Annotated in this window: 13 protein-coding genes; 9 read left to right on the forward strand and 4 right to left on the reverse strand. The window is 63.1% G+C overall.

Annotated elements, in window-relative coordinates:
* Positions 1-246 precede the first annotated feature (246 nt).
* Positions 247-951: a Crp/Fnr family transcriptional regulator gene (locus ADU59_RS03265; protein WP_068951624.1), complete on the forward strand. Its 705-nt coding sequence runs from the start codon at positions 247-249 to the stop codon at positions 949-951.
* A 4-nt stretch (positions 952-955) separates the two neighbouring features.
* The gene (locus ADU59_RS03270; protein ID WP_068951626.1) at positions 956-2,812 is read left to right on the forward strand and encodes a CHASE2 domain-containing protein; all 1,857 of its coding nucleotides are present in this window, start codon (positions 956-958) and stop codon (positions 2,810-2,812) included.
* A gap of 9 nt (positions 2,813-2,821) precedes the next feature.
* Here ADU59_RS03270 and ADU59_RS03275 read toward each other — a convergent pair whose 3' ends face one another.
* A complete protein-coding gene (locus tag ADU59_RS03275; RefSeq protein WP_068952536.1) occupies positions 2,822-3,445 on the reverse strand; it encodes a FecR family protein in 624 nt (207 codons plus the stop codon).
* 225 nt (positions 3,446-3,670) lie between these two features.
* Here ADU59_RS03275 and ADU59_RS31435 point away from each other — a divergent pair, with 225 nt between their 5' ends.
* The gene (locus ADU59_RS31435) at positions 3,671-4,558 is read left to right on the forward strand and encodes a tetratricopeptide repeat protein (protein WP_068951628.1); all 888 of its coding nucleotides are present in this window, start codon (positions 3,671-3,673) and stop codon (positions 4,556-4,558) included.
* A gap of 69 nt (positions 4,559-4,627) precedes the next feature.
* On the opposite strand, the gene ADU59_RS03285 is transcribed toward ADU59_RS31435, so the two are convergent.
* Positions 4,628-5,662: a proline racemase family protein gene (locus tag ADU59_RS03285; RefSeq protein ID WP_068951629.1), complete on the reverse strand. Its 1,035-nt coding sequence runs from the start codon at positions 5,660-5,662 to the stop codon at positions 4,628-4,630.
* Positions 5,663-6,052: 390 nt separating this feature from the next.
* Between ADU59_RS03285 and spdA the strand changes: the two genes are divergently transcribed.
* From spdA to ADU59_RS03315, 6 genes are all read left to right on the forward strand, one after another.
* The gene (gene spdA, locus ADU59_RS03290; protein WP_068951631.1) at positions 6,053-6,859 is read left to right on the forward strand and encodes a 2', 3'cyclic nucleotide phosphodiesterase SpdA; all 807 of its coding nucleotides are present in this window, start codon (positions 6,053-6,055) and stop codon (positions 6,857-6,859) included.
* 171 nt (positions 6,860-7,030) lie between these two features.
* A complete protein-coding gene (locus tag ADU59_RS03295; RefSeq protein WP_068952538.1) occupies positions 7,031-7,345 on the forward strand; it encodes a YkgJ family cysteine cluster protein in 315 nt (104 codons plus the stop codon).
* Between the two features lie 188 nt (positions 7,346-7,533).
* The gene (gene putA / locus ADU59_RS03300; RefSeq protein WP_068952540.1) at positions 7,534-11,229 is read left to right on the forward strand and encodes a trifunctional transcriptional regulator/proline dehydrogenase/L-glutamate gamma-semialdehyde dehydrogenase; all 3,696 of its coding nucleotides are present in this window, start codon (positions 7,534-7,536) and stop codon (positions 11,227-11,229) included.
* A 119-nt stretch (positions 11,230-11,348) separates the two neighbouring features.
* A complete protein-coding gene (locus tag ADU59_RS03305; protein WP_068951633.1) occupies positions 11,349-11,936 on the forward strand; it encodes an IMPACT family protein in 588 nt (195 codons plus the stop codon).
* Positions 11,937-12,129: 193 nt separating this feature from the next.
* Complete coding sequence (locus tag ADU59_RS03310) at positions 12,130-13,116, forward strand: aldo/keto reductase (protein WP_068951635.1); 987 nt, start codon at positions 12,130-12,132, stop codon at positions 13,114-13,116.
* A 62-nt stretch (positions 13,117-13,178) separates the two neighbouring features.
* The gene (locus ADU59_RS03315) at positions 13,179-13,625 is read left to right on the forward strand and encodes a DUF1810 domain-containing protein (protein ID WP_068952542.1); all 447 of its coding nucleotides are present in this window, start codon (positions 13,179-13,181) and stop codon (positions 13,623-13,625) included.
* Here ADU59_RS03315 and ADU59_RS03320 read toward each other — a convergent pair.
* Together ADU59_RS03320 and ADU59_RS03325 are read right to left on the reverse strand one after the other, a co-directional pair.
* A complete protein-coding gene (locus tag ADU59_RS03320) occupies positions 13,622-14,554 on the reverse strand; it encodes a sugar phosphate isomerase/epimerase family protein (RefSeq protein WP_068951637.1) in 933 nt (310 codons plus the stop codon). The two genes, ADU59_RS03315 and ADU59_RS03320, sit on opposite strands and share 4 nt — an antisense overlap.
* Before the next feature lie 59 nt (positions 14,555-14,613).
* A complete protein-coding gene (locus tag ADU59_RS03325) occupies positions 14,614-16,125 on the reverse strand; it encodes a glycerol-3-phosphate dehydrogenase (protein ID WP_068951639.1) in 1,512 nt (503 codons plus the stop codon).
* Positions 16,126-16,164 lie beyond the last annotated feature (39 nt).

Genomic DNA, 16,164 nt, shown 5'->3' on the forward strand with positions numbered 1-16,164 from the left:
AATTCCAAATTCATCCAGTCCGCGGGCACGAAACAGATCGTTCACAATTACAAAACAGCGTACACGGTTCGTCAATATTGCGTGATAGCGTATCTGATCCGGCAAGCCCGGTGCCAGTCGATCCGCAGGGACGGGTTGCACATATGAGCCCCATTCCGCCTTCCATGGTGTTTTCTGTTGCAACACCGGGGAGACTGCGAGAAGAATTTCGGTGGGGCAGCAATAGACCTGCAGAGGGGATGCAGCATGAGTGAAATCAACAAGAGTCCCGCCTTCTGGCGTTCCTTTCCGATCTTTGAAGAGTTCGACAAGGAAACGCTCACCGCGATCGCTGCACTTGCGACATATCGCAAATGGACTGCCGGAACGGTGATTTTCCAGCGTGGCGACGAAGGCAATTATATGATTGCCGTCTTGTCCGGCCGGCTCAAGCTGTCGCTCATCACACCGCAGGGACGCGAGCTGCTGTTGCGGCATATCGAGGCCGGTGCGCTGTTTGGCGAAATGGCCATCCTCGACGACCAGCCCCGCTCCGCCGATGCCACTGCGATCACCGCAACCGAGGGCTATGTCATCGGCAAGAAGGCCTTCCTCGACTTCATCACCCATACGCCGAATGCCGCCGAATCGATCATCCGCTATCTCTGCTCGCAATTGCGCGACACCACCGACCGGCTGGAAACGATCGCGCTCTACGACCTGCATGCCCGCGTTGCCCGGTTCTTCCTGGCGACCCTCAAGCAGATCCATGGCAGCGACCTGCCGGAAAGCGCCAATCTGCGCCTGACGCTCAGCCAATCGGATATAGCCGGCATTCTCGGCGCCAGCCGCCCCAAGGTGAACCGGGCCATTCTGGCGCTGGAGGAAAGTGCCGCCATCAAGCGGGTCGATGGCGTCATCACCTGCCATATCGGCCGGCTGCGCAAGATCGCGGAACCGGAAGAGGAATGAGGCCTTGAAACGTCTCCGCCTGTCGCGGATCAGACCGCTGTTTGCCGGAGCGGCGGCAAGCCTCTTGAGCGCGCTGCTGTTGTTCTTCCATGCGGGATCGACGCTCGAAACGCAGCGGGAATTGTTCTTCGATTCGCTGACCCAATGGGTTCCAGCGCCGCAATCCGGCCAGATCGCCGTCATCGACGTCGACCGCAAATCGATGCAGCAGTCGCCGGACAAGACCTGGGGCCGGGCGGAAACCGCCGAACTTCTCTCCAGGCTCTCCAAAGCGGGAGCGAAGGCCGTCGCGGTCGATTTCATCTTCAGCACCGCCTGCGATCCGGCGGAACCGTCGAATGCCGCGCTGATGCAGGCGATTTCCGGTGCGCCGGTCATTCTCGGCTTCCTGATTGCCGACGGCGGGCCTGAACATCCCGTGCCGGTGCCGCCGGTTGCGGTCAGAAAACCGGTCGCTATCCCCGATCTCTGGTTCATCAACGGCGCGGAAGCATCCTGCGGCTTCCTGCAGAAGGCATCGCGCTCGGCAGCAGCCGCATTTCTGGTCGGCGACGAGGATGCCCGCATCCGCCGCGTCCAGGCCTATTCGATCATCGGCAACGATGCCTATCCCGCACTGGGGCTTGAGGCAGCCCGACTGGCCGAAGGCGGCCGCACGCCGATCTTGGGCGGACAACCCGCCTGGCTGAAGCTCGAAAGCCGGCTGATCGAACTGGATGAAGACGGCAGCCTGCGCTTTGCCGCCAGCCCGCTGGCAGCCATCGAGGCGCGCACAGTGTCGGCCGGCGATGTGCTGAGCGGCACCGTTGCGGCCGAACGGTTCAAGGACAAGACGGTGTTCATCGGCAGCAGCCTGCCCAATCTTGGCGGGTTGCGCTCCACCGCCTCGATGCCGCTCGAACCATCGGTGCAGATCCACGCCGACATCGCCAACGCCGTGCTCACCGGCTTCATTCCCGAAAGGCATGCGCAGCTTCCGCTGTTCGAGGCGGCACTTGCCCTGATCGGCGGGCTTCTGGTGGCGCTGGTCGCAACGCGCCTGCGGCCGGTCACATCGGTTGCGCTCGGCATTCTGGCGATCTCCGCCACGGTTGGCGCGGCCGCGGCGATCTACGCGGGCTCGGGCCTGCTGATCGATGCCGTCAGCATCAGCCTCGCTTTCATCGTCGTGCTTGTCGTCACCAGCACGCTGCAATTCGCCCGTGTCCGGCGCGCGGAATCCAAGGCGCGCAGCAAGTTCTCGCAATATCTGCCACAATCCGTCGTCGCCCGCTACATCGACAATCCGGATGACGATCGCGTCGCGGGCGAAGAGCGGCCCGTCACCGCGCTGTTCACCGATATCGAGGGGTTTTCCACCCTGTCGCAGAAGCTTGCGCCGCGCGATCTCGTGACCCTGCTCGACATCTACTATGCCGAGGTCAACGGCCTTGTCGCCCGCTATGGCGGCATGGTCGACAAGGTGGTCGGCGATGCCGTGCATGCCTTCTTCAATGCGCCGGAGGATCTGGACGACCACGTCAACAAGGCGATCGACTGCGCCGAGGCGATCCGGGCGCTGACGGAGGAAATGCGGCGCAGGCCCGGGTTCATCGAGCACCAGTTCGGCCGCACCCGCATCGGCATTGAAACCGGCATTGCCGTTCTCGGCGAGGTCGGCGCCGGCGGCAAGCTGGATTATACCGCGCATGGCGACTGCATCAATCTTGCCGCCCGGCTTCAGGAAGCCAACAAGTTCCTCGGCACCGCCATCTGCGTCGGTCCGGAAGCGGCGGTTCAAAGCGGCCGCGCGCTGCGCTCGGTCGGCATGCACGAGATCCGCGGTTTTGGCGAAATGGAACTGTTCACGACCCGAGCCTGAAGCGGCGCATCAGCGCGTCAGACCGGCACTGGCATAGGCTTCGACGATCCGGGCTTCTTTCCATTTCACGGTTTGCGTCGGCGCATCGCCGGGCCGGGCGATCTCGATGCCTTCACCGGCGCCGACCAGCCGCCTGACGCCGCCGCCATCGACCGATACCTGGCCATGCTCGACAAAGACGGCGAAGACGCCGCGGTTGGGACCGCAGAAGAATTTCGTGCCGCGCACGCCGATCATGCCGAAAGTGGTGCGAAGAGCGAGGTCGATCTTCGGCAATCCCTCCGGCCGATCGAAGACGATTTGGCCCATCCCGAGCTCCATCGTACCGCCCTGACCGGCGATGAAGCTGTCGAGCAGAAGCGCCGTCTCGCTGCCGAGCAGGATGCGGGTGTCGCCTTCCAGCGCCAGATCGGCAAAACTATGGGTGCCGGTCGCGACATAATCATTGTCCATGATCTGCGCGCCCGTGGCCAGACCTTCCTGCCTTTCGGCGCGCTTGAGACTGACCTTGCCGCGCACGTCCGACGCCTTGCCGATCACGGTGCTTGCCCGTGTCGGGATGGCCGCAAGGCCGCCTACGACCAGCGCGCACCCGGCGATGAATGTCCGCCGCCCGATCAGGCCTTGCCGCATCGGGAAAATCTCTCGCGTCATTGCCCTTGCTCCTTGTTCCAACAATCCGGTTTTCCAGAAGAGCATCCCGTCTGGCAGGTGGAAAATCACCCGTCCCGCTCCGGAAATCACCCTTGGCCGGTGTTGTCGTCATTGTTCTCCCCGGCCGCCTCGCAGGCTGTTTCCCAAGGAACAGCCGCAGGCCGGCGCGCTCCATAAGGTGGCACAAAGGCAAAGGAGAACGCCATGAAAAATGAAACCGGCAAACGCATTTCCGTCGTGAATGCGATCCTGCTCGCAGCCGTGAGCCTGCTGTCGATCGCCGCGATCGCCCTGCCCTCGGCCCATGCTGCTTCCCCCATGCTTGCGGCAGACCAATGCGACGCCGAAGCCGGCAGCGAACACGATCTGCAGCGCAACATGGCCTTTCGTCCCGTGGCAACCGAAGATATCCACATCGGCATTGCCCTTTCGGCTTGCCGCGAAGCCTACAACCAGGGCAGCGGTCCGCGACAGACCTTTCAGCTCGCCCGCGTGCTCCATGCCGCCGGCCAGCGCGGGCAGGCCATGGCGATGCTTGAAAAGGCGGCCGAAGGCAAGCATGCGATCGCGATGGTGAATTACGCCGTCATGCTCGGCGAGCGCGGCGACCACGCAAGCGAATTCGCGCTCTATCAGAAGGCAGCCGCTACCGGCAACATCCTTGCCGCCTACAATCTCGGCGTCGCCTATCGCGACGGCGTCGGTACCACTGCCAACGGTAAGCTCGCCGCCCAATGGTTCGAGCGGGCATCCGTCGCCAAAGACAATCTCGGCGCTTTCAATCTCGCTGTGATGCTGGACGAGGGCACGCAGATCCCGGAAGACAACCAGCGAGCCGCGCGCTTTTACAAGCTGGCGGCTGAGCGCGGCAATGTCGATGCGATGGTCAATCTCGGCCTGATGCTGGAGAGCGGCGAAGGCATGGTTGCGGACGCCGCTGCTGCCACCGTGATGTTTGCGAAGGCGGCGGAGAAAGGCGATGTTTTCGCCCAGAGTAAGATCGCCCCGCAGATCGATACCGCGACCATAGCCAGCGTCGAACCGAGCGAACAGGCAAGCCTGGTTCTGGCAAAGACCAGCCGCGCGAAGTGATACGGCTTTCGAGGGGAACTCGCCCCCTCGACAATTCGAACTAACCGAAGTGACCCACCCGAAACCGGATCAGCGGATGTCCCCCGCCTGCGGTCCCCAGGTATCGGTCAGCGCAAAACCATCGGCCAGCGGATCGAACGGATCGAGTGACACCTGATGCAGGCCGAAGGTCCAGCCACGGCCTGAAATGGTCGGGATGATCGCCGGGCGTCCGGCAACTTCCGTCACGCTTTCCAGACCCACCTCGAATTCCGAGCCGATGATCGAGCGGGACTTGAAGACATCACCCACCTTTGCCAGCCCACGCGCATGCAGCGTCGCCAGATTGGCCGAGCTGCCCGTGCCGCAGGGCGAGCGGTCGACCCGGCCGGGCCACATCGTCGTGCAGGTACGCACCGTGCCATCCGCCTCGGTATCGCGGAACATCACATAGGCGACACCCTTGATTTCCGGGATTTCCGGATGGACGACCGGAATGGTACGGTTGACGAGGTCCTTCAGCATCATGCCGGCCTCGACGATCTGCCGCGCATTGGCCTTCTCGATGGTGGTTCCGATCTGCGCGACATCGACCAGCGCGTAAAAGACGCCGCCATAGCAGAGGTCCATCCTGATCCGGCCCCAGTCGGGCGTATCGACCTCGACATCCAGCTGATGCACGAAAGACGGCACCATGGTGAGCTTGACCCGCTCGCAGCGCCCGTCACGGCAGGTGGCCGTCGCCTTGACGAGGCCGGCGGCCGTATCGAGCATGACCACCGTTTCCGGCTCCTTCATCTCGATCATGCCGGATTCGAGCAGCGCCGTCGTTACGCAAATCGAGTTGGAGCCCGACATGGCATGGGCCTGATCCGCCTGCAGGATGATGAAGCCAAAATCGGCCTCGGGACGCTTGGCCGGAACCAGGAGATTGACAGAGCCAATCGAAGCCGCGCGCGGCTCCAGGCAAAGAAAGCGACGCAGGCTGTCATCGACCGTATTGATATGGTTGAGCTGCTCGGCGATCGTATTGCCGGGAATTTTCGGCACGCCGCCGATGGCGACCTTGCCGATTTCGCCTTCGCAATGAACATCCAGCAACTGGATCGTGCGTTTCCATCTCATCGTTTCACTCCGGATTTTTCAAAGGCCGCATCCAAGCGCGCAGCAGTTATTTCAAAACGCAAGCGGGCCCCGCCTGCGCCTTGCAGGCTCAATCTGGGAGAAACGCCCTCGGTCACGCACGAAAACCCATTGCACAAAACTTCGCCCGCTACGTGATATATCAGGCCGAAAGCTTTGCCTAGCCAGGATCGCAATGGCTCCGAGGGACGGACAAAGGACTGCCTCCTGCGCCACACCCTGATCACTGAAGGCGATGGCGATGGCTTCGGCGACCCGTTGTTCGAACGCGGTCTGAGCCAACCGTCCCAATTATGTTGCTTGACGCGCAGGCCACCCACCGACAGCTTGGCGGCATTCATGCGAAACTCTTCCCAACCGGATCCCCCCAGAATGACAAAGCTGATTATCTTCACCGACCTGCACATGGTGCCAGAGGGCATATCGATCATCGGCCTTGATCCGTTCCAGCGGCTTGCCGCCGGCATCGAACATGTCAATCGCTACCACGCCGATGCGGACCGGGTGATTGTCATGGGCGACCTGACGCACCGGGCCGACAGGGGCTCCTACGAACGGCTGAAAACCCTGCTGGACCAACTGGTGCCGCCGCTCGCCATCACCATCGGCAACCACGACCGCCGCGACACGTTTCTGGACATCTTCCCGGATGTTGCACAGGACGGTGACGGGTTCGTTCAGGAGGCGATCGACTTTCCCGATTGCCGCGCGCTGCTGCTCGATACGCTGTTTGCCCCGCCCTACGACTATCCGCGCAGCCATGCCGGCTTCCTCTGCACCAAGCGTCTCGCCTGGCTCGACCGGCAGCTGGAAACCGCCGGCGACCTGCCGGTGCTGCTGTTCATGCATCACCCGCCGCACGCCACCGGCTTTACCGGCATGGACGTGATGCGCCTGATCAACGAGGCGGATTTCTACGATGTGGTGAAACGCCGGGGCAATGTGCTGCACATCTTCGCCGGCCATGTGCACCGGACGATTTCCGGCTCCAGCCGCGGCATCCCGTTCTCTGTGTTCAAGAGCCCCGTGCACCAGCAACCGATGCCCTTCGACACAGCCGACACCTCGCTTTCGATCGACGAACCCGCCGCCTACGGGATCGCGGTCATGACCGACACGGGCATTCTGGTGCATACGGAAGACTACGAGATCGCGGTCAGGGACGCCGCGGTGGCGTGAGGGTCAAATCCCTCCCCCTTGTGGGGAGGGGTTGGGGAGGGACTTCTTTTCAATGGTAAAGAACCCCTCCCCTCCGCTTCGCTCCGACCCTCCCCACAAGGGGGAGGGTTTCGACCGCATATGACGCCGCGTCCCATTCCGTTCCCTCACAATTTCCGCTACCCTGCCACCATGACCCTTGCCGTTCCCACAGACGATTTCGACTGCCAGAGTTGTGGCGCCTGCTGCAGCTATTCCGAAGATTGGCCGCGTTTTTCGCTGGAGACGGACGAGGAGCTGGACCGGATTCCGGCCGAATATGTCTCCGCCGATCTTGGCGGCATGCGATGCGAGGACAATCGCTGTACAGCACTCGACGGCAAGCTTGGCGTGCATGTCGGCTGCAAGATCTATGCGGTCCGTCCGATCGTCTGCCGCACCTGCATGCCGGGCGATGACGAATGCCTGATGGCCCGTCACAAACTGTCGCAAAAAGTTCTGCTCTGACGCCGAATCGTCCAGCATGATTTGGATACTGCCGTATTCTGCACTGTTTTTGCCGTCTTATTCGGTGAAACATCCGGCGTGACGCCCCTTTTCCCGGATAGCTATCCGGAGACCTCTGCCCTATTTTGCGCCCATGAATTCCGGGCCACGCCGCGTGCGCCTGATCGCTTCGAAGAGGGATGATTTCGATGAGCCAGCCGCAGCCGCAACAGACCGCCGACAGCCCTCCTCTCCCGTTTGAAAACTTCGCCCCGCCGATTGCCGAACAGACCGCGCTGCGCCAGGCGATTACCGCCGCCTACCGCCGCCCCGAAACCGAATGCCTGCCTCCGCTGGTGACGGCCGCAACCCAGCCGGACGATATCCGTGCCAAAGCCAAGGCGACCGCCCGCAAGCTGATCACGGCGCTGCGCGCCAAGCACAAGGGCTCCGGGGTCGAGGGTCTGGTGCATGAATATTCGCTGTCGAGCCAGGAGGGCGTGGCGCTGATGTGCCTTGCCGAAGCTTTGTTGCGCATTCCCGACACGGCCACCCGTGATGCGCTGATCCGCGACAAGATCGCCGATGGCGACTGGCGCTCGCATATCGGCGGCGGCCGCTCCCTCTTCGTCAATGCCGCCACCTGGGGCCTCGTCGTCACCGGCAAGCTGACCTCCACCGTCAATGACCGCAGCCTGTCGGCGGCGCTGACCCGCCTGATCGCGCGGGCCGGCGAACCGGTCATCCGTCGTGGCGTCGACATGGCGATGCGGATGATGGGCGAGCAGTTCGTTACCGGCGAAACCATCCACGAGGCGCTGAAGCGCTCCCGTACGCTGGAGGGCAGGGGCTTCCGCTATTCCTACGACATGCTCGGCGAAGCGGCGACGACGGCTGTTGACGCCAAGCGCTATTATGCCGATTACGAAAACGCCATCCATGCCATCGGCAAGGCTTCGGCCAGCCGCGGCATCTATGAAGGTCCCGGCATTTCCATCAAGCTCTCGGCCCTGCATCCACGCTACGTCCGCGCCCAGAGCGCCCGCGTCATGGCCGAGCTGCTGCCGAAGGTGAAGGCGCTGGCGCTGATCGCCAAAAGCTACGATATCGGCCTCAACATCGACGCCGAGGAAGCCGACCGGCTGGAACTGTCGCTCGACCTGCTCGAAGCCCTGCGCCTCGACCCCGCCCTTACGGGCTGGAACGGCATGGGCTTCGTCGTCCAGGCCTACGGCAAACGCTGCCCGTTCGTGCTCGATTTCATTATCGACCTCGCCCGCCGGTCCGGCCACCGGATGATGGTGCGTCTCGTCAAGGGCGCCTATTGGGACGCCGAGATCAAGCGCGCCCAGATCGACGGCGTCGATGGCTTCCCGGTCTATACCCGCAAGATCCATACCGACATTTCCTACATCGCCTGCGCCCGCAAACTGCTGGATGCGACCGACGTGATCTTCCCGCAGTTCGCCACGCACAATGCCCAGTCTCTGGCGACGATCTATGAGATGGCCGGCCCCGATTTCAAGGTCGGCAAATACGAGTTCCAGTGCCTGCACGGCATGGGCGAGCCGCTCTATGACGAAGTCGTCGGCAAGGGCAATCTCGACCGTCCCTGCCGGATCTATGCGCCGGTCGGGACGCATGAGACCCTGCTGGCCTATCTCGTCCGCCGTCTGCTGGAAAACGGCGCCAACTCCTCCTTCGTCAACCGCATCGCCGACCCGGCCGTCTCCATCGACGATCTGATCGCCGATCCCGTCGACATCGTCCGCGCCATGCCGGTGATGGGCGCACAGCACGAGCAGATCAAGCTGCCTGCCGATCTCTATGCCGGACGCAGCAACTCCGCCGGGCTCGATCTTTCCAACGAGACATCGCTGGCGATGTTGTCCGATGCGCTGAAAGCCAGCGCCGCGATCGACTGGAACGCCGCCCCGCATCTCGGCGCAAAAAGACTGCACGGCGAAAGCCGCCCGGTGCGCAATCCCGGCGACCATCGCGATACCGTCGGCACGGTCGTCGAGACGGCCGAGGACGATGCGCGCCGTGCCGTCGAGATCGCCCGTGCAGAAGGGGCAACCTGGAGCACCGTGTCACCTGCCGAGCGCGCCCAGTGCCTGGTGCGCGCTGCCGACCTGATGCAGGCCCGCATGCCAACACTGCTCGGATTGATCGTCCGCGAGGCCGGAAAATCGCTGCCCAACGCCATTGCCGAAGTCCGCGAGGCCATCGACTTCCTGCGCTATTACGCCGAGCAGGCAACCCGCACGCTCGGCCCCGCCCATCATGCGCTCGGGCCCATCGTCTGCATCAGCCCTTGGAACTTCCCGCTTGCCATCTTCTGCGGCCAGATCGCAGCGGCCCTCGTCGCCGGTAATCCGGTGCTGGCCAAGCCCGCCGAGGAAACGCCGCTGATCGCCGCTGAAGGCGTGCGCATCCTGCATGAAGCCGGCATTCCGGCCGAAGCGCTGCAACTGCTTCCGGGCGACGGCCGCGTCGGGGCCGCCCTTGTCGGCGCGCCCAACATTGCCGGCGTGATGTTCACCGGTTCGACGGAAGTCGCCCGGCTGATCCAGGCCCAGCTTGCCGACCGGCTGTCCGCCTCCGGCAAGCCGATCCCGCTGATTGCCGAAACCGGCGGCCAGAACGCCATGATCGTCGATTCCTCCGCTCTGGCCGAACAGGTGGTCGGCGATGTTATCGCCTCTGCCTTCGACAGCGCCGGCCAGCGCTGCTCGGCGCTGCGCGTGCTCTGCCTGCAGGACGACGTTGCCGACCGCGTACTGACGATGTTGAAGGGCGCCCTGCACGAACTCGACATCGGCCGCACCGACCGCCTCGCCGTCGACGTCGGTCCTGTCATCACGGCGGAAGCCAAGGGCATCATCGAAAAGCACATCGAGACCATGCGCGGCATCGGCGCCAAGGTAGAACAGATCGCGCTGTCGCCCGCCACGGAGCAAGGCACCTTCGTGCCGCCGACGATCATCGAGCTGAAGCATCTCTCCGACCTGAAGCGCGAAGTCTTCGGCCCGGTGCTGCACGTGCTGCGCTACGAGCGCGACGATCTCGACCGGCTGATCGACGATATCAACGCCACCGGTTATGGTCTGACCTTCGGCCTGCACACGCGGCTTGACGAAACCATTGCCCATGTCACCTCGCGGGTGAAGGCGGGCAATCTCTACGTCAACCGCAACATCATCGGCGCCGTCGTCGGTGTGCAGCCTTTTGGCGGTCGCGGCCTTTCCGGCACCGGCCCGAAGGCCGGTGGCCCGCTCTATCTCGGCCGCCTCGTCACCACCCCGCCGGTGCCGCCGCAGCATAGCTCGGTGCATACCGATCCGATCCTGCTCGATTTTGCCAAATGGCTGGACAGCAAGGGTCTGAAAACACCGGCGCAGGATGCCCGCAAAACCGGCAGCCAGTCGGCGCTGGGCCTCACCACCGAGCTTGCCGGCCCGGTCGGCGAAATCAACCTCTACGCCCTGCATCCACGCGGAAAAATCCTGCTGGTGCCGCAGACTGCCGATGGCCTTTATCGCCAGCTTGCCGCGGTCTTTGCAACCGGCAACGCCGCCGTTGTCGATACGGCATCCGGCCTCAAGGAAGCGCTGGCATCCTTGCCGGCCACGGTCGCCGCCCGCGTTTCCTTCACCGCCGACTGGCGGATGGATGTGCCCTTTGCCGGTGCCCTGATCGAAGGCGAGGCGGAGCATGTCCGCACCGTCAACACGCAGATCGCCACCCTTCCCGGCCCACTGGTCCTGGTCCAGGCCGCGTCGACGGCCGAACTTGCGAAGAACCCGGACGCCTATTGCCTGAACTGGCTGCTCGAAGAGGTCTCGACGAGCGTCAACACGGCAGCCGCCGGCGGCAATGCGAGCCTGATGTCGATCGGATAGTTCGAGAGACCGTCTCCTCATCCCGACGCCGATCCGGGATGAGGGGCACAGAAAAATCGGTGATCTGTTGGCATGAGCCCGTCTGATGCGGTATCACCGCGCGCAAACGGAACCGGCCAATGTTCACGCTTCAGCGCATCGAAACCCATACGCAGGATATCAAGAAGAGCCGGTTTCTGGCCATCTGCGGTCCCGTGGCCAGTGAAGATGAAGCCAAGGCTTTCATCGCGCAACATTCGGACCTCACCGCCAGCCACAATTGCTGGGCCTTCCGCATCGGCCAGACCTATCGTTTCAGCGACGACGGCGAACCGGGCGGCACGGCAGGCAAGCCGATCCTGCAGGCGATCGACGGCCAGTCTCTGGATCATATCACTGTCGTCGTCACCCGCTGGTTCGGCGGCACGCTGCTGGGCAGCGGCGGACTGATCCGCGCCTATGGCGGCACGGCGGCCATCTGCCTGCGGGCGGCGGAGAAGATCGAGGTCATCGAAACCGTCCGGGGCAGCCTGGTATGCGACTTTTCCGATCTGGCCCTGATCCGGGCGCGGCTGGCCGGCCTGGGTGTGGCGATTGTCACCGAGACCTTCACCGGCACCGGCGCCAGCCTCTCCTTGCAAATCCCCACGGACAGGCTTGAAACGGCTGAGACCACCATCCTCGACCTCAGCCGCGGCCGGGCTGTCCTGATCTTGGACGATGCGTGAAGACGGTTGCCGCGTGTGGCAATAATAACATCTTGAAAACAAGAATGATTTTCTTCGAACGGCGCCATTCTCGAAAGACTGAATGCTGGCCAGCCTGTCATATTCGGAATAGAAACGGCGGGTAAACAGGGTTTCCCGTTCGAAACGGATGGGGATTTGGGGCGGCGCGCTGCCGTCCGGCGAGGATTGAGACATGAAAAACAGAACACTGGGGCGCACCGGCGCCGCCATTTCGGAAATCGGCTTCGGCGCCTGGCAGATCGGTGGCTCTTGGGGTGACATCTCCGAGGACGACGGCAAGCGCGCGTTGAACGCAGCGCTGGATGCCGGTGTCACCTTCATCGACACGGCCGATGTCTATGGCGACGGCCGCTCGGAAAAGATCATCGCTTCCGTGCTGAAGGAACGCGGCGGCGACAAGCCGTTCGTTGCGACCAAGGCCGGCCGCCGGCTGAACCCGCATGTGGCCGATGGCTATACCGGCGCCAATATCGAGGCCTTCATCGACCGCAGCCTTGCCAATCTCGGTATCGAGACGCTCGATCTCGTGCAGCTTCATTGCCCGCCGACGGAGGTCTTCTACCGGCCGGAGGTGTTCGGCGCGCTGGACGATCTCACCGTCAAGGGCAAGATCCGCAACTATGGCGTCTCGGTTTCGAATGTCGAGGAAGCCCTGAAGGCGATCGAATATCCGGGCGTTGCGACGATCCAGATCATCTACAATATCTTCCGCCAGCGGCCGCACGACCTGTTCTTCGAGCAGGCGCAAAAGAAGAATGTCGGCATCATCGTCCGCGTGCCGCTGGCTTCGGGCCTCTTGTCCGGCAAGATCACGGCAGACACCAAATTCGCCGACGACGATCACCGCAAGTTCAACCGCAATGGCGAGTTCTTCGATGTCGGCGAAACCTTTGCCGGCGTGCCGCTGGACGTTGCGCTGGAAGCCGTCGAGCAGGTGCGGCCGCTGGTGCCGCAGGGTGTCTCCATGGCGCAATTCGCGCTGGCCTGGATCCTTGAGAGCAAGGCCGTCTCCGTCGTCATCCCCGGTGCCCGCAACGCGGCGCAGGCGCAGGCGAATGCCGCAACCAGCGACCTGCAGGCCATTCCGGCAGAAACGCTGGCGGAACTGGCTGCCGTCTATGAGCGCCTGATCAAGGTTCACGTTCATCAGAAATGGTAGCAGGACAGGGCTGCGCCGGAATTCCGGCGCGGCCTTTCGATCAAGGTTTGACGGTGCAGTCCATGAGCGACCTCTACCACCTTTCCCGCTTCGTCGAAGCGCAGGAGCCGGTCTATGAGACGGCCCTTCGCGAACTGGAACATGGCCGCAAGCAGAGCCACTGGATGTGGTTCATCTTTCCGCAGATCACTGGCCTTGGCCATTCACTGACCGCGCAGCGGTTCGCCATCTCCTCGCTGGAGGAGGCCCGCGCCTATCTGGCGCATCCGCTGCTCGGCGGCCGCCTCGTCCAATGCACCCGCACCATCAATGCGGTGCGCAATCGCACCGCGCTGCAGATTTTCGGCTCGCCCGACGACATGAAGCTACGCTCATCGATGACGCTGTTTTGGCAGGCGGCACGTGATCCCGAGCCGTTCTGGCTGGCAATCGAGCGCTATTTCGGTAGCGAGGCCGATCCCCGGACGCTCGACATCCTCGCATCGGCTTCGACAGGCTCAAACACCTAGAGATTGAGATCGGCTGCTCCGGTATCGATGTGGGGTGCCCAGAAGGCGATGCTTTCGGCAATGGCGGGGATGACATTGCGGTCGTCCGGTTCGCGCTCCTTGAAGGAGAGTTCGAGGCAGATTTCATTGTCCACCGCGCCGCCCTGATGGAACGCTGCCAGCAGCGGTGCCGGCTGGATCCGCCCCGTGGCATTGTGCTCGGCGGTGAAGGGGCGATGACCGCCCTTGTCCATCTTGCTCTGCTTGATATGGATGATCGGCGAAACCTTCGGCACCGCCCGAGCCCAGGCATAGGGATCGGTGTCGTCCGGGTCCGGCGACGTGACATCGCCATGGTCGATATCGGCCATCATCCACATCGGGATCGCCATATCGGCGGCCGTCAGCCTGTCCTGAAGCGCCATGCATTCGCCAATGGTGTGGCCGAACTCGCGGCCGACCGACATCGGTTCCCAGAACACATAGTCGAGCCCGGCCGACTTGCCATGCTCAGCCACTTCCGACCAGCAGTCGATGGCGATCCGGGTCAGGTCCTCGCGTCTTTGCGGATCGTCAAAATCGGCGAAGGTGAAGATGGCAAACTGGGTCCCGACGGACCTGGCGCCCAGATCGGCCGAGATATCGGCGAATGTCTTGAACCAGTCGACATAGTAGCGCCGCACGTCACGATCGGGATGGCCGAAATGATTGAGCCGCCCATACGGGCCCGTCATGCCGGATGTCACCCGCACCCCGGTTCGATCCAGGGCCGCGCGAAAACGGCGGGTGATGCGGCGGATCACCGGCGCTGGCCAGGACGGGTTGATGAATTCATGCGTCAGCTGCAGGTCGCGGATCTTCAGGTCGCGCGCGACGGTATCGATGAGGTCGTCGGGGTCGGCGAACCGGTTGACCAGCGGATTGGTATTCAGCGAGAGGGTCAGGGACATGATGGCTTCTCAGATTCAGGTTGCAGACGATGGCAAAGCGGTGGGCCGTTGCCGGACGTTCAGGCGCTCTTGGCGCGATCCGCCTCGAACCAGGCGGCAAAGGCCGATCTCTCGCCCTCGCTCAGATGCAGCCCCTGTTTCGTGCGGCGCCTGAGAATATCATCCGGCGTCATCGCCCATTCATGGGCGATCAGATAGCGCACTTCGGCTTCGTAGAGATCCGCGCCGAAATGGCGGCCCAGCCCGGCCAGCGACGTTGCACTACCGATAATTTTTCCAACCCGCGCACCGTAGAGGCGCCCGTAATGATGGACGAGCGGGCGGGGCATCCACGGATGGGCGCGGCGCAGGTCTTCGGCAAACTGGATGAAATCGGCATTCTCGATCTCGCCGCCCGGCAGGGTCGCGCCGCGCGTCCAGTTTCCCCCCATAGCGGGAAAGAACTTTGCAATCTTTTCGATCGCATGCTCGGACAGTTTGCGGAAGGTGGTGATCTTGCCGCCGAAGACGCTGAGCAGAGGTGCGCCGTCGGTTTCGTCCAGATCGAACGTATAGTCGCGCGTCACGGCCGACGGATTGCCCTGACCGTCGTCGAACAGCGGCCTGACGCCGGAGAATGTCTCCAGCACATCCTCGCGCCGCAGCTTTTCCTTGAAGTAACGATTGACGACGGCGAGCAGGTATTCGATTTCGGATTCGTCCGCCCTCACCTCTTCCGGCGCTCCGTCATAGGGAATGTCGGTCGTGCCGATCAGGGCCTTGTCGCCTTCGTATGGGTTGATGAAGATCACGCGCTTGTCGTGATTCTGCACCAGATAGGCATGCCGCCCCTCCCAGAATTTCGGCACGATGATGTGGCTGCCCTTGACCAGGCGGACGTTGCGGCGGCTGTTGCTGCCGGCAACGCGGCCGACGATGTCGTTGACCCACGGGCCACCGGCATTGACGACGACGCGCGCCCGCACCGTGCGCGTCTCGCCGGTCCACTCGTTACGCATCTGGATGGTCCAGCCGCCATTTTCGCGCCGGGCGCTGGTACAGGCGGTGCGCGTCAGAATCTCGGCGCCCTTCTCGGCCGCGGCGACGGCGTTCAGCACCACAAGGCGCGCATCGTCGACCCAGCAGTCGGAATATTCGAAGCCTTTTGTATATTGGTCCATGATCGGCGCGCCCTCGGGATCACGGCGCAGATCGAGCGAGCGGGTCCCGGGCAGCTTCTTGCGGCCGCCAAGGTGATCGTAGAGAAACAGGCCGAGCCGCACCAGCCAGGCCGGACGATCGTCGGGACTGTGCGGCAGCACGAAACGCATCGGCCAGATGATGTGGCTGGCGGAATTCAGCAGGACTTCGCGTTCGATCAGCGCCTCGCGCACCAGACGAAACTCGTAATATTCGAGATAGCGCAGCCCGCCATGGACAAGCTTGCCCGACCGCGACGACGTTCCCTGCGCCAGATCATCCTTTTCGCACAGGATCACTGACAGCCCACGGCCCGCCGCATCACGCGCGATGCCCGCGCCGTTGATACCGCCCCCGATAATGAACAGGTCGACCATCCGGGATTCATTCATGTCTCTCTCCTTTGGCAGAGGCCAACCACACTCGATGCG

Origin of the sequence: Pararhizobium polonicum, assembly GCF_001687365.1 — a bacterium.
GTDB lineage: Bacteria > Pseudomonadota > Alphaproteobacteria > Rhizobiales > Rhizobiaceae > Pararhizobium > Pararhizobium polonicum.

Coding starts and splice junctions, on each gene's coding strand:
- ADU59_RS03275 (WP_068952536.1), bottom strand. CDS start 3,445: ATGCGGCAAGGCCTGATCGGGCGGCGGACATTCATCGCCGGGTGCGCG.
- ADU59_RS03305 (WP_068951633.1), top strand. CDS start 11,349: ATGTTCACGCTTCAGCGCATCGAAACCCATACGCAGGATATCAAGAAG.
- ADU59_RS03265 (WP_068951624.1), top strand. CDS start 247: ATGAGTGAAATCAACAAGAGTCCCGCCTTCTGGCGTTCCTTTCCGATC.
- putA (WP_068952540.1), top strand. CDS start 7,534: ATGAGCCAGCCGCAGCCGCAACAGACCGCCGACAGCCCTCCTCTCCCG.
- spdA (WP_068951631.1), top strand. CDS start 6,053: ATGACAAAGCTGATTATCTTCACCGACCTGCACATGGTGCCAGAGGGC.
- ADU59_RS03310 (WP_068951635.1), top strand. CDS start 12,130: ATGAAAAACAGAACACTGGGGCGCACCGGCGCCGCCATTTCGGAAATC.
- ADU59_RS03285 (WP_068951629.1), bottom strand. CDS start 5,662: ATGAGATGGAAACGCACGATCCAGTTGCTGGATGTTCATTGCGAAGGC.
- ADU59_RS03295 (WP_068952538.1), top strand. CDS start 7,031: ATGACCCTTGCCGTTCCCACAGACGATTTCGACTGCCAGAGTTGTGGC.
- ADU59_RS03315 (WP_068952542.1), top strand. CDS start 13,179: ATGAGCGACCTCTACCACCTTTCCCGCTTCGTCGAAGCGCAGGAGCCG.
- ADU59_RS31435 (WP_068951628.1), top strand. CDS start 3,671: ATGAAAAATGAAACCGGCAAACGCATTTCCGTCGTGAATGCGATCCTG.
- ADU59_RS03320 (WP_068951637.1), bottom strand. CDS start 14,554: ATGTCCCTGACCCTCTCGCTGAATACCAATCCGCTGGTCAACCGGTTC.
- ADU59_RS03325 (WP_068951639.1), bottom strand. CDS start 16,125: ATGAATGAATCCCGGATGGTCGACCTGTTCATTATCGGGGGCGGTATC.